The sequence below is a fragment of the Rhizobium sp. ERR 942 genome, assembly GCF_007828395.1.
GTDB classification, from domain to species: Bacteria; Pseudomonadota; Alphaproteobacteria; order Rhizobiales; family Rhizobiaceae; genus Rhizobium; species Rhizobium dioscoreae.
On record NZ_VIUA01000003.1, the window covers coordinates 489,848 to 508,507 of the forward strand.

The 18,660-nt window shown below is 59.8% G+C and carries 16 protein-coding genes; all 16 read left to right on the forward strand.

What is annotated here, in order from left to right; genetic code table 11:
* Positions 1-7: 7 nt before the first annotated feature.
* The 16 genes from nuoF to FBZ97_RS15070 all read left to right on the forward strand — a co-directional run bounded on the left by nuoF (position 8) and on the right by FBZ97_RS15070 (position 18,658).
* Complete coding sequence (nuoF, locus tag FBZ97_RS14995) at positions 8-1,312, forward strand: NADH-quinone oxidoreductase subunit NuoF (protein ID WP_069614974.1); 1,305 nt, start codon at positions 8-10, stop codon at positions 1,310-1,312.
* 9 nt (positions 1,313-1,321) lie between these two features.
* Positions 1,322-2,080, forward strand: coding sequence for a 5' DNA nuclease (locus FBZ97_RS15000; protein ID WP_145320395.1), 759 nt, complete (start codon positions 1,322-1,324; stop codon positions 2,078-2,080).
* A 242-nt stretch (positions 2,081-2,322) separates the two neighbouring features.
* Positions 2,323-4,404, forward strand: a complete 2,082-nt coding sequence (gene nuoG, locus FBZ97_RS15005) for an NADH-quinone oxidoreductase subunit NuoG (protein WP_145320393.1) — start codon at positions 2,323-2,325, stop codon at positions 4,402-4,404.
* Between the two features lie 12 nt (positions 4,405-4,416).
* Positions 4,417-5,460 (forward strand): NADH-quinone oxidoreductase subunit NuoH, encoded by a 1,044-nt coding sequence (gene nuoH / locus FBZ97_RS15010; protein ID WP_047627053.1) that lies wholly within the window; start codon positions 4,417-4,419, stop codon positions 5,458-5,460.
* A 40-nt stretch (positions 5,461-5,500) separates the two neighbouring features.
* Positions 5,501-5,992 carry an NADH-quinone oxidoreductase subunit NuoI gene (gene nuoI / locus FBZ97_RS15015; RefSeq protein ID WP_112511122.1) on the forward strand — a complete coding sequence of 164 codons (492 nt, stop codon included), beginning with the start codon at positions 5,501-5,503 and terminating at the stop codon, positions 5,990-5,992.
* Positions 5,993-6,141: 149 nt separating this feature from the next.
* Complete coding sequence (locus FBZ97_RS15020; RefSeq protein WP_069614970.1) at positions 6,142-6,756, forward strand: NADH-quinone oxidoreductase subunit J; 615 nt, start codon at positions 6,142-6,144, stop codon at positions 6,754-6,756.
* Positions 6,757-6,787: 31 nt separating this feature from the next.
* Entirely contained in the window at positions 6,788-7,096 is a 309-nt protein-coding gene (gene nuoK / locus FBZ97_RS15025) for an NADH-quinone oxidoreductase subunit NuoK (RefSeq protein ID WP_007689961.1), read from the forward strand.
* Between the two features lie 7 nt (positions 7,097-7,103).
* Positions 7,104-9,098, forward strand: coding sequence for an NADH-quinone oxidoreductase subunit L (nuoL, locus tag FBZ97_RS15030; protein ID WP_145320391.1), 1,995 nt, complete (start codon positions 7,104-7,106; stop codon positions 9,096-9,098).
* Positions 9,098-10,609, forward strand: a complete 1,512-nt coding sequence (locus FBZ97_RS15035) for an NADH-quinone oxidoreductase subunit M (RefSeq protein ID WP_069614968.1) — start codon at positions 9,098-9,100, stop codon at positions 10,607-10,609. Before nuoL ends, FBZ97_RS15035 begins: the two co-directional genes overlap by 1 nt.
* Before the next feature lie 18 nt (positions 10,610-10,627).
* Positions 10,628-12,070, forward strand: a complete 1,443-nt coding sequence (gene nuoN / locus FBZ97_RS15040; RefSeq protein ID WP_113328973.1) for an NADH-quinone oxidoreductase subunit NuoN — start codon at positions 10,628-10,630, stop codon at positions 12,068-12,070.
* A complete protein-coding gene (locus FBZ97_RS15045) occupies positions 12,070-12,834 on the forward strand; it encodes a biotin--[acetyl-CoA-carboxylase] ligase (protein WP_145320389.1) in 765 nt (254 codons plus the stop codon). The genes nuoN and FBZ97_RS15045 overlap by 1 nt, the downstream gene beginning before the upstream one ends.
* 14 nt (positions 12,835-12,848) lie before the next feature.
* On the forward strand, positions 12,849-14,522 hold the full coding sequence (locus tag FBZ97_RS15050; RefSeq protein WP_112723119.1) for a ribonuclease J: 1,674 nt from the start codon (positions 12,849-12,851) through the stop codon (positions 14,520-14,522).
* Positions 14,523-14,546: 24 nt separating this feature from the next.
* Complete coding sequence (gene mce, locus FBZ97_RS15055) at positions 14,547-14,951, forward strand: methylmalonyl-CoA epimerase (protein WP_069614964.1); 405 nt, start codon at positions 14,547-14,549, stop codon at positions 14,949-14,951.
* Positions 14,952-15,100: 149 nt separating this feature from the next.
* Complete coding sequence (locus FBZ97_RS15060; protein ID WP_145320387.1) at positions 15,101-15,376, forward strand: DUF1467 family protein; 276 nt, start codon at positions 15,101-15,103, stop codon at positions 15,374-15,376.
* Positions 15,377-15,998: 622 nt separating this feature from the next.
* A complete protein-coding gene (gene proS, locus FBZ97_RS15065; protein ID WP_113328969.1) occupies positions 15,999-17,321 on the forward strand; it encodes a proline--tRNA ligase in 1,323 nt (440 codons plus the stop codon).
* 26 nt (positions 17,322-17,347) lie between these two features.
* On the forward strand, positions 17,348-18,658 hold the full coding sequence (locus FBZ97_RS15070; RefSeq protein ID WP_145320384.1) for a lipoprotein-releasing ABC transporter permease subunit: 1,311 nt from the start codon (positions 17,348-17,350) through the stop codon (positions 18,656-18,658).
* The last annotated feature ends 2 nt before the right edge of the window (positions 18,659-18,660 follow it).

The window sequence follows — 18,660 nt, forward strand, 5'->3', positions numbered from 1 at the left end:
GTGAAGCATGTTACAGGATCAGGATCGCATCTTTACCAATATCTACGGCCTTAAGGACAAATCCCTAAAGGGCGCGATGTCGCGCGGCCATTGGGACGGCACGAAGCAAATCCTCGAAAAAGGCCGTGACTGGATCATCAACGAGATGAAGGCTTCCGGCCTTCGCGGCCGCGGGGGTGCAGGCTTCCCGACCGGTCTCAAGTGGTCCTTCATGCCGAAGGAAAGCGACGGGCGCCCGCATTATCTCGTCGTTAACGCGGACGAGTCCGAACCTGGCACCTGCAAGGACCGCGACATCATGCGTCACGATCCGCATACGCTGATCGAAGGCTGCGTCATCGCCGGCTTCGCCATGGGCGCGAATACCGCTTATATCTATGTGCGCGGCGAATACATGCGCGAGCGCGAAGCTCTGCAGGCTGCCATCGATGAGTGCTACGATGCTGGATTGCTGGGCAAAAACAACAAGCTCGGCTGGGATTTCGATGTTTTCGTTCATCACGGCGCCGGCGCTTACATCTGTGGCGAGGAAACCGCGCTGCTGGAAAGCCTGGAAGGCAAGAAGGGCCAGCCGCGCCTGAAGCCGCCATTCCCGGCCAATATGGGTCTCTACGGTTGCCCCACGACGGTCAACAATGTGGAGTCGATCGCCGTAGCACCGACGATCCTGCGCCGCGGCGCTGGCTGGTTCTCCTCCTTCGGCCGCCCGAACAATGTCGGCACGAAGCTGTTCATGATCTCGGGCCACGTCAACCGTCCCTGCACGGTCGAAGAAACCATGGGCATCACCTTCCGCGAGCTGGTAGACAAGCATGCAGGCGGCGTCCGCGGCGGCTGGGACAACCTGCTTGCCGTCATCCCCGGCGGCGCATCGTGCCCGGTCGTTCCGGCTGCCGATATCATCGACTGCCCGATGGATTTCGACGGCCTGCGCGAAGTCAAGTCGTCCTTCGGCACGGCTGCGGCGATCGTCATGGACAAGTCGACCGACATCATCAAGGCGATTGCCCGCATCTCGGCCTTCTTCAAGCATGAAAGCTGCGGCCAGTGCACGCCGTGCCGCGAAGGTACGGGCTGGATGTGGCGCGTTCTTGAGCGTATGGCTCGCGGCAACGCCCAGAAGCGTGAGATCGACATGCTGTTCCAGGTGACGAAACAGATCGAAGGTCATACCATCTGTGCGCTCGGTGACGCAGCCGCATGGCCGGTTCAGGGCCTGATCCGCAATTTCCGTCCCGAGATCGAAAAGCGCATCGACCAGTACACCGCCAACGCGACGAGCCACGGCGCGGTTCTGGAAGCAGCCGAATAAGGATCGAAGATGGCGAAGACCAACGATATCAGGCAGGACAGCGGAGCGACCGATCGTGCATCGGCCGATCTCGGCCGCGCCGCTGCCGATATATTTGGGAATGCGCCGATCATGCCGATCCATCCGCTGATGGCCCATCCGGCCGCGGCCATAGCCGCTGCGACCGCAATCGGTTTCGGCTTTACCTCGCAACTGGCCGGCGCATTTCTTGGCGCTTTCCAGGGTGCCGTTGAGGCGACCACCAAATTGGCCGAAGCCCTGGAAGACGAAAAGCATCAGGCTGAAGCCGCTGCGAAGCCGACTGCTGCGAATGGCGGGGCAGGGGACACAAAGCCTGTAAAGCCAGCGTCCGTGGTCAAGACAGCTGCGCCGAAGCCAGTCGCATCGAAGCCGGCTGCTGCCAAGCAGAAGGCGGTTGGCTTAAAGAAGGCTGAGCCGAAGCCTGTAGTTGCCGCGCCCAAGGCCGCGACGACAACTGCAAAGAAGACGGCGAAGGCTGAAGCCGCTTCACCGGTTGCCGCAAAGGCGGCTCCCCCGCGCGGCCGCAAGGCAGCTGAGAAGGCTGATGACCTGAAGCGGATTTCCGGTGTCGGTCCGAAGCTGGAGCAGGTGCTGAACGGACGGGGCATCAAGCGATTTGCCGATATTGCCGCCTGGAGCGATGCCGATATCGAGCGGATCGACACGGAGCTTGGCTTCGACGGCCGCATCCGGCGCGACGACTGGGTTGGCCAGGCGAAGGCGCTGCTGCCGAAGGGCCGGAGCTGAGATTTTTCCTCGGCTGGATCGCCGCCGGGGAGGGTGAATGAACGCGGGTGAGATCATTGCGGAGATGTCCGCAGTGTTTTGGTCGCAAAGCTGGTCTTGCGGGGACAAGATTCAGCAAAGCTTATTGTGAGCAAGCCGGTGCTATCAGGCGTTTCAGCCGCCCCGATGGCAACCCGGTTTGCGATCATGAAATTGTCTGCGGCCAGGTTGGGCTGGAGACGTGACATAGGACTGAGTGGACGATGGCTAAACTGAAGATTGACGGTAAAGAGATCGAAGTTCCGGATCACTACACGCTTATCCAGGCGTGCGAGGAAGCCGGCGCCGAAGTCCCGCGCTTCTGCTTCCATGAACGACTGTCGGTGGCCGGCAATTGCCGCATGTGCCTCGTCGAGGTGAAGGGTGGCCCGCCGAAGCCGCAGGCATCCTGCGCCATGGGCGTGCGCGATATTCGCGGCGGCCCGAACGGCGAGCTTCCGGAAGTCTTCACCAACACGCCGATGGTCAAGAAGGCCCGCGAAGGCGTGATGGAATTCCTGCTGATCAACCACCCGCTGGATTGCCCGATCTGCGACCAGGGCGGCGAATGCGACCTGCAGGATCAGGCCATGGCCTTCGGTATCGACAGCTCGCGCTATCAGGAAGACAAGCGCGCGGTCGAAGACAAGTATATCGGCCCGCTCGTCAAGACCGTGATGAACCGCTGCATTCACTGCACGCGCTGCGTCCGCTTCACAACGGAAGTTGCCGGTATCTCCGAGCTTGGTCTGATCGGCCGCGGTGAGGATGCTGAAATCACCACCTATCTCGAGCAGGCGATGACCTCGGAATTGCAGGGCAACGTCGTTGACCTTTGCCCGGTCGGCGCTCTGACCTCCAAGCCTTTCGCATTCACGGCTCGTCCGTGGGAACTGAACAAGACCGAATCGATCGACGTCATGGACGCTCTCGGCTCGGCGATCCGCGTCGATACCCGCGGCCGTGAAGTCATGCGCGTTCTGCCGAGGGTCAACGAGCAGATCAACGAAGAGTGGATCTCCGACAAGACCCGCTTCATCTGGGACGGCCTGAAGACGCAGCGCCTCGACAAGCCCTATGTCCGCAAGGACGGCCGCCTGCAGCCGGCGACCTGGAGCGACGCTTTCGCCGCCATCAAGTCGGCGGTTTCCGTTACCAGCGGCGACAAGATCGGCGCGATCGCCGGCGATCTCGCTTCGGTCGAGGAAATGTACGCTCTCGGCGAGCTGCTGAAGTCGCTGGGATCGGAAAATCTCGACTGTCGCCAGGACGGGACGGCGCTTGATCCGTCGCTCGGCCGCGCAAGCTACATCTTCAACCCGAGCATCCAGGGCATCGAAGCCGCCGACGCGCTGCTGATCGTTGGCGCCAATCCGCGCTTCGAGGCTGCCGTGCTTAATTCGCGCATCCGCAAGCGCTGGCGCCGCGGCAAGTTCCCGATCGGCGTGATCGGTGAAGCTGCAGATCTTCGCTACTCCTATGATTATCTCGGCGCAGGCCCGGATACGCTGGCCGATCTCGTCAGCGGCTCGCACAGCTTCGCCGACGTCCTGAAGAATGCTCAGAAGCCGATGATCATCATCGGCCAGGGCGCTCTCACCCGTGAAGATGGTGCCGAGGTTCTGGCAAATGCCGCCAAACTCGCTGCCGCCGTTGGCGTCGTCAAGGAAGACTGGAACGGTTTTGCCGTGCTGCACACGGCAGCCGCGCGCGTCGGCGGCCTTGATCTCGGCTTCGTGCCGGGCGCAAAGGGCGTCAATGCCGCTACCATGCTGTCGTCGATGGACGTCCTCTTCCTGCTGGGCGCCGATGAACTCGACTTCAGTCGCAAGGGCGCGAAGTTCACGGTCTATATCGGCTCGCATGGTGATAACGGCGCTCAGAACGCCGATGTCATCCTTCCGGCGGCCGCCTATACCGAAAAGTCGGGTACCTGGGTCAATACCGAAGGCCGCGTCCAGATGGGCAACCGTGCCGGTTTCGCACCGGGCGACGCCCGCGAGGACTGGGCGATCATCCGTGCTCTTTCCGACGTGCTCGGCAAGAAGCTTCCCTTTGATTCGCTGAGAGAATTGCGGGCCCAGCTCTATGCAGCCTTCCCGCATTTCGCCGGGATTGACGAGATTGCCGAAGGCGATAGCGCCCAAATTGCCGCACTTGCGAAAAAAGCCGGCACGATGGGCAAATCGGCATTTGCTTCGCCGATCAAAGACTTCTATTTGACGAACCCGATAACGCGCGCGTCGGCTGTCATGGCCGAATGCTCGGCATTGGCCCGCAACAATTTCCGCGTTGCGGCAGAGTAAGGGCAGAGGACTATGGATTCATTCGTTTCGACCTATCTCTGGCCGGCGCTGATCATGATCGGCCAGTCTCTGCTGCTCCTGGTCTGCCTGCTGATCTTCATCGCCTACATTCTGCTTGCCGACCGCAAGATCTGGGCAGCCGTCCAGCTGCGCCGCGGCCCGAACGTCGTCGGCCCCTTCGGTCTGTTCCAGTCCTTCGCTGACTTGCTGAAGTTCATGTTCAAGGAGCCGATCATCCCCGCCGGCGCCAACAAGACCGTGTTCCTGCTGGCTCCGCTGGTTTCCGTGGTGCTGGCGCTGTCGACCTGGGCCGTCGTGCCTGTCGCGCAGAACTGGGTCGTCGCCGATATCAACGTCGGCATCCTCTACATTCTGGCGATCTCGTCGCTCGAAGTTTACGGCATCATCATGGGCGGCTGGGCTTCGAACTCAAAGTATCCGTTCCTCGGCGCGCTCCGTTCGGCGGCGCAGATGGTGTCCTACGAAGTCTCGATCGGTCTCGTCATCGTCACCGTTCTGCTCTGCGTCGGTTCGCTGAACCTGACGGATATCGTGCTGTCGCAGCAGACCGGCCTCGGCACCAAGCTCGGCCTGCCGGCCTCGTTCCTCGACTGGCACTGGCTGTCGCTCTTCCCGATGTTCATCGTGTTCTTCATTTCGGCGCTCGCTGAAACGAACCGTCCGCCTTTCGACCTTCCGGAAGCGGAATCGGAGCTGGTTGCCGGCTTCATGGTCGAATACGGCTCTTCGCCCTACATGATGTTCATGCTCGGCGAATATGCCGCCGTCGTCCTGATGTGCTCGCTGACGACGATCCTATTCCTCGGCGGTTGGCTGCCCCCGGTCGATATCTGGATCCTGAACTGGGTTCCGGGCATCATCTGGTTCCTGCTGAAGTCGTGCTTTGTGTTCTTCATGTTCGCGATGGTGAAGGCCTTCGTGCCGCGCTACCGCTATGACCAGCTCATGCGCCTTGGCTGGAAGGTTTTCCTGCCGCTATCGCTCGCCATGGTCGTTATCGTTGCATTCGTGCTGAAGCTGACGGGATGGGCATGATGATGTCGATCCTCGCTTCAAGCAGATTTGGAGGTTGAAGATGGCCGGAATTTCCAACGCCGTCAGCTCGCTGTTCCTCAAGGAATTTGTCGGCGCATTCTTTTTGTCGATGCGTTACTTCTTCAAGCAGAAGGCAACGATCAACTACCCCTTCGAAAAGGGGCCGGTCAGCCCGCGCTTCCGCGGCGAACATGCGCTGCGCCGCTATCCCAACGGCGAAGAGCGCTGCATCGCCTGCAAGCTCTGCGAAGCCATCTGTCCTGCCCAGGCCATCACCATCGAGGCCGGGCCGCGCCGCAACGACGGCACCCGCCGCACGGTGCGTTACGACATCGACATGGTGAAGTGCATCTATTGCGGCTTCTGCCAGGAAGCCTGCCCGGTCGACGCCATCGTCGAAGGGCCGAACTTCGAATTCGCCACCGAGACCCGCGAAGAGCTCTATTTCGACAAGGCGCGGCTTTTGGACAATGGCGACCGCTGGGAACGCGAAATCGCGCGCAACATCGCGATGGATTCGCCATACCGCTGAGCGGAATTCTGAATATGCCGCGACGGGCGGCCGATTGTCGCCGTCGCGGTTGAATCTAGACCGGAGTTTTGTCGGACCTGTCGTCCGGCCGAGCTCCATCGGGCAGGGAAACTCCCGGCTGCCCGGGGGAAGACGAAAAAGGCACCAACATGGGTCTGCAGGCTCTTTTTTTCTATATCTTCGCCTTTGTCGCTGTGGCGTCGGCGTTCATGGTCATCTCGGCGCGGAATCCGGTCCATTCGGTCCTGTTCCTCATCCTGGTTTTCTTCAACGCGGCCGGCCTCTTCCTCTTGATGGGGGCTGAGTTCCTGGCGATGATCCTGCTGGTCGTTTATGTCGGCGCCGTGGCGGTTCTCTTCCTCTTCGTCGTCATGATGCTCGATATCGACTTCTCCGAGCTCAGGGCCGGCATTCTGGAATACGCACCGATCGGCGCGCTGATCGGCGTTATCCTGGCGGCCGAACTGATCGTCGTCATCGGCGGCAGCGTCATCTCGCCGACCGTTGCCAAGACCGTCGCCATGCCGATCCCGGCTCTGACGCAGCGGACGAACACCGCCGCCCTCGGCGACGTGCTCTATACCAATTACGTTTATTTCTTCGAGATCGCTGGCCTCGTTCTGCTGGTCGCGATGATCGGCGCAATCGTGCTGACGCTGAAGCATCGCACGCACATCAAGCGCCAGAACATTTCCCAACAGGTCGCCCGCACGCCCGCGACCGCCGTCGAGGTGGTCAAGGTCAAGCCGGGGCAGGGCGTCTGAGGCGAGGCACGAGGATCAAAGGAACAAGAACATGGTCATCGGACTTTCCCATTACCTCACGGTCAGCGCCATCCTCTTCGTGCTCGGCGTCTTCGGTATCTTTCTGAACCGCAAGAATGTCATCATCATCCTGATGTCGGTCGAACTCATATTGCTCGCCGTCAACATCAACATGGTCGCCTTCTCGTCGTTCCTCAACGACATCGTCGGCCAGGTTTTCGCTCTATTCATTTTGACCGTCGCTGCGGCTGAAGCTGCAATCGGTCTTGCAATTCTCGTCGTCTTCTACCGTAACCGCGGCTCGATCGCGGTCGAAGACGTCAACGTGATGAAGGGCTGATAAAGCTATGTTCTTATATAAGGCTATCGTCTTTCTTCCCCTGATTGGCGCTGTTATCGCCGGCCTTTTCGGCCGCGCGATCGGCGCCAAGGCTTCGGAATATGTTACCACCGGGCTGATGATCATCGCGGCCGTCCTTTCATGGATCGTCTTCTTTACGGTGGCGCTCGGCCATACCGATGGCCCGATCAAGGTCGAAGTCCTGCGCTGGATCCAGTCCGGCGGCATAGACGTTTCCTGGGCGCTGCGCGTCGACACATTGACCTCTGTGATGCTGATCGTCGTGAACTCGGTTTCGACCCTGGTTCACGTCTATTCGATCGGATACATGCATCACGATCCGCATCGTCCGCGCTTCTTCGCCTATCTCTCGCTCTTCACCTTCGCCATGCTGATGCTGGTGACATCCGACAACCTCGCCCAGATGTTCTTCGGCTGGGAAGGCGTCGGTCTCGCCTCCTATCTGCTGATCGGCTTCTGGTTCAAGAAGCCGTCCGCTTCGGCCGCCGCGATGAAGGCCTTCATCGTCAACCGCGTTGGCGACTTCGGCTTCGTTCTCGGCATCGCAGGCGTCTTCGTCCTCTTCGGCTCGATCAATTTCGATGTGATCTTCGGCAATGCCCAGAGCTTCGCTTCCGGGCAGGGCGGCCAGCCGACCGATATCGTGCTCAATTTCCTCGGCATGCATCTCGATCGCGGCCACGCACTGACGGCCGTCTGCCTGCTGCTCTTCATGGGCGCAATGGGTAAATCGGCGCAGTTCCTGCTGCACACCTGGCTGCCGGACGCCATGGAAGGCCCGACGCCGGTTTCGGCGCTCATCCATGCTGCAACCATGGTCACCGCAGGCGTCTTCCTCGTCGCCCGCATGTCGCCGATCTTCGAACTGTCGCCGGATGCGCTGACCTTCGTCACCGTCATCGGCGCGATCACGGCCTTCTTCGCCGCGACCGTCGGCCTCGTGCAGAACGACATCAAGCGCGTCATCGCTTACTCGACCTGTTCGCAGCTCGGCTACATGTTCGTAGCCCTCGGCGTCGGCGCTTACGGTGCTGCGATCTTCCATCTCTTCACCCACGCCTTCTTCAAGGCTCTGCTCTTCCTCTGCGCCGGCTCGGTCATCCACGCCGTCGATGGCGAGCAGGACATGCGCCATATGGGTGGCCTGCGCCCGCATATTCAGAAGACCTTCTGGATGATGATCATCGGCACGCTGGCGATCACCGGCGTCGGCATTCCGCTGACCCATATCGGTTTCGCCGGCTTCCTGTCGAAGGACGCGATCATCCTGGCGGCCTTCGCCTCGCACAACGCAGCTGCCGGCTTCGCCTTCACGCTGCTGGTCATCGCTGCGATGTTCACCAGCTTCTATTCCTGGCGCCTGATCTTCATGACCTTCTTCGGCAAGCCGCGCGCTTCGCATGAGGTCATGCACCACGTGCATGAATCGCCGAATGTCATGCTGATCCCGCTTTATCTGCTGGCGATCGGTGCTGTCGCCGCCGGTATGTATTTCAACGCCGATTTCGTCGGCCACGCCTACGAGGAATTCTGGAAGCATGCGCTGTTCACGCTCCCGGACAACAAGATCCTCGAAGAGATGGAACATGCGCCTGTCTGGGTTGAGCTCAGCCCCTTCATAGCCATGCTCCTCGGTCTCGTCACCGCCTGGTACTTCTATATCAAGTCGCCGGAAACACCGCGTCGCCTCGCCGAAAAGCAGCAGGTGCTCTACCAGTTCCTGCTGAACAAGTGGTACTTCGACGAACTCTATGACTTCCTCTTCGTCCGCTCGGCCAAGGCGCTTGGCCGCTTCCTCTGGAAGAAGGGCGATATCGGGGTCATCGACACCATCGGCCCGAACGGCATTGCCGCCCGCGTCGTCGATGTCACCAACCGCGTCGTGCGCCTGCAGACCGGCTATCTCTATCACTATGCCTTCGCGATGCTGCTCGGTATCGCAGCCCTCGTTACCTGGATGATGCTCGGGAGTTCCCTCTGATGACCGATTGGCCCATTCTTTCAACGGTCACCTTCCTGCCGCTGGTGGGCGTTCTCCTTCTGCTGTTCACGCAGGAGAACGGCGCCAATGGTCGCCGGAACGTCCTGAACATTTCGCTGGCGACGACCATCGTCACTTTCATCGTGTCGCTCTTCGTCTGGATTTGGTTCGACAACGCCAATCCTGGCTTCCAGCTCGTCGAAAAGCATGAATGGCTGACGAGTGGCATCAGCTATCACATGGGCGTCGACGGCATCTCTATGCTGTTCGTCATTCTGTCGACCTTCCTGATGCCCTTCTGCGTGCTCGCGAGCTGGCTCTCGGTCGAAAAGCGCCTGAAGGACTACATGATCGCCTTCCTCGTCCTCGAGACGATGATGATCGGCGTGTTCGTGTCGCTTGACATCGTGCTGTTCTACGTCTTCTTCGAAGCCGGCCTCATCCCGATGTTCCTGATCATCGGCGTCTGGGGCGGCAAGGACCGCGTCTACGCCAGCTACAAGTTCTTCCTCTACACGCTGCTCGGCTCCGTGCTGATGCTGCTCGCCATCATGGCGATGTACTGGCAGGCTGGTACGACCGACATCCCGACGCTGCTCGCTTACAAGTTCCCGCCGCAGCTGCAGACCTGGCTGTGGCTCGCCTTCTTCGCCTCCTTCGCCGTGAAGATGCCGATGTGGCCGGTTCACACCTGGCTTCCGGATGCACACGTTCAGGCGCCGACGGCAGGCTCGGTCATCCTGGCAGGCGTTCTCCTGAAGCTCGGCGGCTACGGCCTCATCCGCTTCTCGCTCGGCATGTTCCCGAACGCCTCGGAATATTTCGCTCCGCTCGTCTTCGCACTCTCGGTCATCGCCATCATCTACACCTCGCTCGTGGCGATGATGCAGGACGACATCAAGAAACTGATCGCCTATTCGTCGGTCGCCCACATGGGCTACGTGACGATGGGTATCTTCGCGGCCAACCAGCAGGGCGTCCAGGGTGCGATCTTCCAGATGCTGTCGCACGGCATCGTCTCGGGGGCGCTCTTCCTCTGCGTCGGCGTGATCTATGACCGCACCCACACCCGCGAGATCGCGGCTTACGGCGGCTTGGTCAACAACATGCCGAAATATGCCGTCGCCATGATGGTCTTCACCATGGCCAATGTCGGTCTGCCCGGTACCTCCGGCTTCATTGGCGAATTCCTGACCCTGATCGGCGTCTTCCGCGCCAACACCTGGGTTGCGCTCTTTGCCGCGACCGGCGTGATCCTGTCGGCGGCTTACGCGCTCTGGCTCTACCGCCGCGTCATATTCGGCGCGCTGGAGAAGGAAAACCTGAAGAAGCTTCTGGATCTGTCGCCGCGTGAACAGCTGATCCTCTATCCGCTGATCGCTTTGACGATCCTCTTCGGCGTTTATCCGGCTCCGATCTTCGATGCCACGGCGGCATCGGTGGATCTGCTGGTGAACAATTATACCGCTGCCCTGCACGCTGCGCAGAATGTTGCGCTGTCGATGAATTGATGACGGGACCTATTCGACATGACTGCTGACACAATTCTTGCAAGCCTGCATCTTTCCATTCCGGAGCTCATCCTCGCGGTCGGTGCGCTTGCGTTGCTCATGATCGGCGTCTTCTCGGGCGAGCGGTCGGGACCCACGGTCACCGGTCTTGCCATCGCGGTCCTCGCGGTGGCAGGTCTCTGGATCATCTTCGTGCCGGGCGAGGGGCTTGCCTATGGCGGTGCCTATCTCGCCGATGGCTTCTCCCGCTTCATGAAGATCGTCGCGCTGGTCGGCTCGATCGTCGCCATGTTCCTCAGCATGGGCCAGGCGCGCGAGCAGCAGCTCGATCGCTTCGAGTTCCCGGTCCTGCTCGTGCTCGCGACCCTCGGCATTCTGCTGATGATCTCCGCACACGATCTGATCTCGCTCTACCTGTCGCTGGAACTGCAGTCGCTGGCCCTTTACGTCGTGGCCGCTATCAACCGCGACAGCATCAAGTCGACCGAAGCCGGCCTGAAATACTTCGTGCTCGGTGCGCTATCCTCCGGTATGCTGCTCTATGGCATGTCGCTGGTTTACGGCTTCACCGGCCATACGACCTTCGATGCGATCGCGACAGCACTCAGCGCCGAGACCCGTTCGCTGGGCCTCGTCTTCGGTCTGGTCTTCGTGCTTGCGGGCCTCGCCTTCAAGATCTCCGCCGTGCCGTTCCACATGTGGACGCCGGACGTTTATGAAGGTGCGCCGACGCCGGTTACCGCTTTCTTTGCGGCTGCCCCGAAGGTTGCCGCCATGGCGATCCTGACCCGCATCGTCGTCACCGCCTTCCATCCGGTGCTCGCCGACTGGCAGCAGATTATCGTGTTCATCTCGATCGCCTCGATGCTGCTCGGCTCCTTCGCTGCGATCGGTCAGCGCAATTTCAAGCGACTGATGGCCTATTCGTCGATCGGTCACATGGGCTATGCACTCGTCGGCCTCGCCGCCGGCACCAAGACCGGCGTATCCGGCGTCATGCTCTATATGGTCATCTATATGGTCATGACGCTCGGCTCCTTCGCCATCATCATGGCGATGCGTCGCAAGGATGGCCGTCAGGTCGAAAGCATCGACGATCTCGCCGGCCTCTCCACGACGAATCCGTTCATGGCGGTCGTTCTGACGGCGCTGATGTTCTCGCTGGCTGGTATTCCGCCGCTCGCAGGCTTCTTCGGAAAGTATTTCGTCTTCGTCGCCGCCATCCAGGCGCATCTCTATGCGCTCGCCATCATCGGCGTTCTGGCCTCGGTCGTCGGCGCTTACTACTATCTGCGCGTCATCAAGGTAATGTGGTTCGATGAAGCCAAGGACGAATTCACGCGCACGGCCGGTTCGCTGCGCCTCGTCTTCGGTCTCTCCGGCCTGTTCGTCATCACCTATGTCTTCTTCGGCGGTGCAATCGGCGGAGCGGCCGATCTCGCTGCTGCGACACTGTTTTGATGGCGTCTGACATGAACAGCCGGAAGTCGCTCGCCGACTTCCGGCACGATGCCCTTCAAGAGACGTCCTCTACGAATAGCGTGTGCCTCGAGCGTGCACGTGCCGGCGATCCCGGGAACCTTTGGGTGACCGCCGAGCGTCAGACGGGTGGACGCGGCCGCCGCGGTCGCCCTTGGGTTTCGGAAGCCGGCAATCTCTATGCATCTCTCCTTCTGATCGATCCCGCTCCGATGGACCGCCTCGGCTCGCTGCCGCTTGCGGTCGCGGTCGCGGTGCATCAGGCGGTGCGCAGCGTGCTGCCGCTGGCAGCAGAAGCCGCCGAGATCAAGTGGCCGAACGATATCCTGATCGGTCGCAAGAAGACCTGCGGCATTCTGATCGAAGGCGAGGCATTGCCGGATGGGCGTTATGCGCTGGTCATCGGCATCGGCATCAACATTGCCGTCATGCCTGACAATCCGATGTATCCCGTCACCTGCCTCAGGCAGCAGGGCTCGATGGTGTCGCCGGACGAGCTGTTTGCCCATCTTTACGCCGATATGGCCGAGGCGCTCGGTGTCTGGAACCGCGGCAAGGGTGTTCGCGAGATCACCGCGCGTTGGCGCGAATTTGCGTGCGGCATCGGGGAAAAGATCACGGTAAATTTGCCGGATCGCTCGATTTCGGGCCATTTCTCGGGAATCGATGATAATGGCTTGTTGATGCTCGAAACCGAGGACGGCAGGATCATGCCGATCGCGGCGGGCGACGTTTTCTTTAGATAATGGTTGGGGATCACATGGCGAAGCAAGACGAACTGGTGTTTCTGCCTCTCGGCGGCGTCGGCGAAATCGGCATGAATCTCGCGCTCTACGGCTACGGCCCGGCGGAACAGCGCCAATGGATCATGGTCGATTGCGGCGTCACCTTCCCGGGGCCGGATCTGCCTGGCGTCGATCTCGTCTTGCCGGATATCCGTTTCCTCGCCAAGGAGCGCAAGAACCTCAAGGGTATCATCATCACCCATGCCCATGAGGATCACTATGGCGCATTGAACGATCTTTGGCCGGGCCTGAATGTTCCGATCTATGCCTCTGCCTTCACCGCTGGCCTTCTTGAAGCAAAGCGCGATTACGAGAAGTCGATGGGCGAAATCCCGGTGACGCTTTTCAAGGCTGGTGATCGCATCAATGTCGGCCCTTTCGAGATCGAGGGCGTGGCCGTCAATCACTCGATCCCCGAGCCGATGTCGCTGATGATCCGCACGCCGCTCGGCAATGTCGTCCATACGGGCGACTGGAAGATCGATCACGAACCCTCGCTTGGGCCGCTGACCGATGAGACCCGCTTCCGGCAGCTCGGGGACGAAGGCGTGCTGGCATTGATGTGCGATTCCACCAACGCCTTGCGCGATGGCGTTTCGCCTTCGGAAAAGGACGTTTCGGAAAGCCTGCGCAAGATTATCGAGGATGCCGAGGGTAGGGTAGCGATCACCACTTTCTCCTCGAATGTCGGCCGTATCCGCACCATCGCCGAGGCCGCCGAAGCCGCCGGCCGCGAAGTGCTGCTGCTCGGCAGCTCGCTGAAGCGCGTCGTCGATGTTGCCCGCGATATCGGCCTCATGGAAGGTATCAAGCCCTTCATCGCTGAAGACGAATATGGCTATATCCCGCGCGACAAGGTTGTGGTCATCCTGACCGGCAGCCAGGGCGAGCCGCGCGCAGCCCTTGCCAAGCTCTCCCGGGACGAGATGCGCAATGTCGCACTGGCCGCTGGCGATATCGTCGTCTTTTCTTCGCGCGCCATTCCGGGCAATGAAAAGGCGATTCAGGACATCAAGAACGGCCTGATCGAGCAGGGGGTGCATGTGGTCACGGATGCCGAAGCGCTTGTGCACGTCTCCGGCCATCCTCGCCGCAACGAACTGCAGAAGATGTACGAGTGGACGCGCCCGAAGGTCGTTATCCCCGTGCATGGCGAGGCGACGCATTTGACCGCCCATAAGGAGCTGGCCGAACAGAGCGGCATTGCCACCGTGCCGCGGGTGCGCAACGGCGATGTCGTGCGCCTTGCGCCCGGTCCCGTCGAGGTCATCGGCGAGGCGCCGCATGGACGCATCTTCAAGGATGGTATTCTGATCGGCGATTTTGACGAGATGGGCATCGGCGAGCGCAAGAAGCTCTCCTATGTCGGCCACGTCGCCGTCAATGTCGTGCTCGATGCTCGTTATGACATCGTCGGTGATCCCGACCTCGTACCGATCGGCCTGCCGGCCTATGACGACGAGGGCGAGGAGATGGAGGATACGCTCTTCGACGCCATTGTCAGTGCCATCGAGAGCATTCCGCGCGCGCGCCGCAAGGATCTGGACATGCTGCAGGAGGCTGTACGCCGCGCGGTGCGTGCCGCCGCCAATCAGGGCTGGGGCAAGAAGCCGGTCGTGACCGTATTCGTCACGCGCACTGGCGGCTGAGGTCTGAGCGGGGAGGAGAGGGTCATGTTGGGACGCATCAATCACATTGCGATCGCCGTTCCCGATATCGCCATGGCTTCCCGAGCCTATCGCGAGACGCTCGGCGCCACTGTATCCGCGCCACAATCCTTGCCGGAGCATGGCGTAACCGTCGTTTTCGTCGAGCTGCCGAACAGCAAGGTGGAGCTGCTCGAGCCCCTGGGCGAGGCTTCGCCCATCGCCTCCTTCCTCGCCAAGAACCCGGATGGCGGCATGCACCATATCTGTTACGAAGTTGCGGATATCCTGGCGGCACGCGATCAGCTGGTTTCCAGCGGTGCACGCGTGCTTGGTAATGGCGAGCCGAAGATCGGTGCGCATGGCAAGCCTGTACTCTTCCTGCATCCGAAGGATTTCTTCGGCACGCTCATCGAGCTTGAGCAGGTGTGACATCAGAGCCGGATGATTTTTGGCGGAACTGGCCTAAAATCTGAATCTGCTTTAAGTGCGCTGATCGGCGCTTTGAAAGACAACTGCTTTGCCCCTATAAGCAGTTTGGAAGAGGAGGAGGCGAGCAGGCTCGTCTCGAAGGGAGCACAATGGCACAGCAGATTGCCGCCGGTTTCGCCGTCTATTTCGTCATCTGGTGGATTACGCTTTTCGCCGTCCTGCCCTTTGGCTTGCGTACTCAGGCCGAGGATGAGCATGTCATTCTGGGTACGGTCGAAAGTGCGCCGACGAAATTTCGTGCTTGGCGGGTCGTGCTTGCTACAACGCTGGTATCGGCCCTTATTTATGGCGCGTGGTATATCGCCTCGCGTTATTTCGGGCTGAGTATAGATTCCATTCCGCAGGTCGTTCCAAGCTACAAGTGATCTGTGGCAGCTGTAAATTAAAGGTGCCCGGAATGCGGGTGCCTTGCGATCGCCATCAATTCGTCACACGCTTGTCATGAGCGTGGAGCAAAGAATTTACAATCTGTGTATATTATTTCAGCAGAAGCACGAGCCGAGTGTTTCGGGCAAATCCGTGGTCCGTCGAGGCTGAGCTGAGAAAGCAAAAAAAAACAAGGCTAAAAGCCTTGTTTTAAAGTATCGCGTGATCCTTATCCGTTACCGGGGCAGCGAACGAGCGCGCCTAAGATCTGATCCTCCCAAGACTTGACCGCGAAACGGCAAGAATTTAGCCTTCCTGCCTCTTTTGTGAGCTAAAATTAGCTCAAACATTGAGCTTTGTCATCCTTTTTTTTGCTTTTTTGCTGCAGCCGCGCAGAATTTTTCTGTTGACGAATTTCCGTCGTAAATCCTTATAAACGTGCGCTTTTTCGAAACATCGAAAATGGGCTCTATCCCCTGTATTCTCAGGCTTTTGTCAAATTCTTCTATTGAAGAATGCGGGTTTCCTTCCTGCGCCGAAGCAGTTATGAACTGCCTCCAGTACATAATTTGCTAACGATTCCGCCGCCAGCGGAACGTCAAACCATCTGGAACAAGCGTCATGCGTCTGTCTCGTTACTTCATGCCCATCCTGAAGGAAAATCCCAAGGAGGCTGAAATCGTTTCCCATCGGCTCATGCTGCGCACCGGCATGATCCGGCAGCAGTCGCAGGGTATCTATTCGTGGCTGCCATTGGGCAAACGCGTGCTGGACAAGGTCAACAAGATCATCCGCGAGGAGCAGAACCGCTCCGGCGCCATCGAGCTGTCGATGCCGACGCTGCAGTCGGCTGAGCTCTGGCAGGAAAGCGGCCGTTATGACGCCTACGGCAAGGAGATGTTGCGCATCAAGGACCGGCAGGATCGGCCTATGCTCTATGGCCCGACCAATGAGGAAATGGTCACCGATATCTTCCGGTCCTACATCAAGTCTTACAAGGACTTGCCGCTGAACCTCTATCATATCCAGCTGAAATTCCGTGACGAAATCCGTCCGCGTTTCGGCACGATGCGCTCGCGCGAATTCATGATGAAGGATGCCTATTCCTTCGATCTGACGCAGGAAGGAGCAGTGCATTCTTATAACAAGATGTTCGCCGCCTATCTGCGCACCTTCAATCGTCTCGGCCTGAGAGCCATCCCGATGCGGGCAGATACCGGCCCGATCGGCGGCAATCTCAGCCACGAATTCATCATTCTCGCCGACACCGGCGAGTCGGAAGTTTTCTGCCACAAGGATTTCGTCAATTTCGACATTCCCGGCGAAGACACCAATTTTGATGATGTTGCTGGCCTGAAGGGGATTTTCGACAAGTGGACTTCGGTCTATGCCGCCACCTCGGAAATGCATGACGAAGCCGCCTTCAATGCCATTCCCGAAGGCGATCGCCTGTCGGCGCGCGGCATCGAGGTCGGCCACATCTTCTATTTCGGCACGAAATATTCCGAGCCGATGGGCGCGAAGGTGCAGGGTCCTGACGGCAAGGAACATGCTGTCCACATGGGATCTTACGGTATCGGCCCGACACGCCTTGTTCCCGCCATCATCGAAGCATCGCATGACGAGAACGGAATCATCTGGCCGGCTTCGGTCGCGCCTTTTGACGTCGTAGTGATCAACATGAAGGCCGGCGATCAGGCGTGCGACGAAGCTTGCGAAACTGTCTATGCCGCGCTGTCGAAGGCCGGCAAGGACGTGCTGTACGACGATCGCGACGATCGCGCCGGAACGAAGTTCGCAACGGCCGATCTGATCGGCGTACCCGTGCAGATCATCGTCGGACCGCGTTCGATTGCGAACGGCGAAGTGGAAGTGAAGGACCGCAAGACCGGCGCTCGCGAAACGATGACGGTCGAGGCAGCGATCAATCGGCTGGCAGGCTGATTGACGATACAAGGGATGAAAGGCGAATGGCGGTGAGCGCGGCAGTGGAACAGCAGGAAAATTCGTTCAAGGCCGGCCCATCGTCTCGCCCGTTTTCCGGTTTCGAACGGCTTGTGGCCTGGCGCTATCTGCGCTCCCGGCGCAAGGAAGCCTCGATTTCGGTCATCGCCGGCTTCTCTTTGGTCGGCATCATGCTCGGCGTCGCGGCGCTGATCATCGTCATGGCCGTAATGAACGGTTTCCGTGCCGAGCTATTCAAACAGATTCTTGGCTTCAACGGTCATGTCGTCGTTCAGCCGATTGATTCGCCGCTAAACGACTATGCCGATCTGGCGAAGAAGCTTTCTGCCGTTCCGGGCGTCACCATGGCGCTGCCGCTGGTCGAGGGCGAAACGCTCGCCTCCGGCCGCGGCGGCTCCGGCACTGGCGCGCTGGTGCGCGGCATCCGCCCGGAAGATCTGACCAAGCTCAAATCAGTCTCCGATCACATCGTGTCCGGCGACATGGTTGGTTTCGCCTCCGGACAGGGCGTTCTGGTCGGCAGCCGATTGGCCCGGCAATTGGGCCTGACGGTCGGCGATCAGATCACCCTTACGGCACCGGATGGCGATGTGACGCCTTTTGGTGTTAACCCGCGCGTCAAAGCCTATACGATCTCCGGCATCTTCGAGGTCGGCATGTCGGAGTATGACTCCTCCGTCGTCTTCATGCCGCTCGAAGAAGCGCAGGTCTTCTTCAATGCCGAGGGCATTGTCGAGAAGATAGAGCTCTTCATCACCAATCCCGATGACGTCGATCAGCTGCGGCCGAAAATCGAAGAGGCGGCCGGGCGGCAGATCTTCCTGACGGACTGGCGGCAGGTCAACGCTACCTTCTTCTCGGCCCTGCAGGTCGAGCGCAACACGATGTTCATGATCCTGACGCTGATCGTTCTGGTCGCCGCGCTGAATATCATCTCCGGCTTGATCATGCTGGTGAAGGACAAGGGCAGCGACATCGCCATCCTGCGCACCATGGGGGCGACATCGGGCGCGATCATGCGCATCTTCTTCATGACGGGTGCGGCGATCGGCGTCGTCGGAACGTTCGCCGGCGTCATACTCGGGGTCCTGGTCTGCCTCAATATCGAATCCATCCGCCAGTTCTTCTCCTGGATTTCCGGCACGGTGATCTTCAACCCGGAGGTCTATTTCCTCAGCAAATTGCCGGCCGAGATGAACCTCGGCGAGACCATCTCCGTCATCGTGATGGCGCTCACTCTGTCCTTCCTTGCCACCATCTTTCCGGCTTGGCGCGCATCGCGGCTCGATCCGGTGCAAGCGCTACGCTACGAATAAGG

Bases quoted from the DNA above. Each gene is read 5' to 3' on its own strand.
- nuoF (WP_069614974.1), top strand. From the start codon at position 8: ATGTTACAGGATCAGGATCGCATCTTTACCAATATCTACGGCCTTAAG.
- FBZ97_RS15000 (WP_145320395.1), top strand. From the start codon at position 1,322: ATGGCGAAGACCAACGATATCAGGCAGGACAGCGGAGCGACCGATCGT.
- nuoG (WP_145320393.1), top strand. From the start codon at position 2,323: ATGGCTAAACTGAAGATTGACGGTAAAGAGATCGAAGTTCCGGATCAC.
- nuoH (WP_047627053.1), top strand. From the start codon at position 4,417: ATGGATTCATTCGTTTCGACCTATCTCTGGCCGGCGCTGATCATGATC.
- nuoI (WP_112511122.1), top strand. From the start codon at position 5,501: ATGGCCGGAATTTCCAACGCCGTCAGCTCGCTGTTCCTCAAGGAATTT.
- FBZ97_RS15020 (WP_069614970.1), top strand. From the start codon at position 6,142: ATGGGTCTGCAGGCTCTTTTTTTCTATATCTTCGCCTTTGTCGCTGTG.
- nuoK (WP_007689961.1), top strand. From the start codon at position 6,788: ATGGTCATCGGACTTTCCCATTACCTCACGGTCAGCGCCATCCTCTTC.
- nuoL (WP_145320391.1), top strand. From the start codon at position 7,104: ATGTTCTTATATAAGGCTATCGTCTTTCTTCCCCTGATTGGCGCTGTT.
- FBZ97_RS15035 (WP_069614968.1), top strand. From the start codon at position 9,098: ATGACCGATTGGCCCATTCTTTCAACGGTCACCTTCCTGCCGCTGGTG.
- nuoN (WP_113328973.1), top strand. From the start codon at position 10,628: ATGACTGCTGACACAATTCTTGCAAGCCTGCATCTTTCCATTCCGGAG.
- FBZ97_RS15045 (WP_145320389.1), top strand. From the start codon at position 12,070: ATGGCGTCTGACATGAACAGCCGGAAGTCGCTCGCCGACTTCCGGCAC.
- FBZ97_RS15050 (WP_112723119.1), top strand. From the start codon at position 12,849: ATGGCGAAGCAAGACGAACTGGTGTTTCTGCCTCTCGGCGGCGTCGGC.
- mce (WP_069614964.1), top strand. From the start codon at position 14,547: ATGTTGGGACGCATCAATCACATTGCGATCGCCGTTCCCGATATCGCC.
- FBZ97_RS15060 (WP_145320387.1), top strand. From the start codon at position 15,101: ATGGCACAGCAGATTGCCGCCGGTTTCGCCGTCTATTTCGTCATCTGG.
- proS (WP_113328969.1), top strand. From the start codon at position 15,999: ATGCGTCTGTCTCGTTACTTCATGCCCATCCTGAAGGAAAATCCCAAG.
- FBZ97_RS15070 (WP_145320384.1), top strand. From the start codon at position 17,348: ATGGCGGTGAGCGCGGCAGTGGAACAGCAGGAAAATTCGTTCAAGGCC.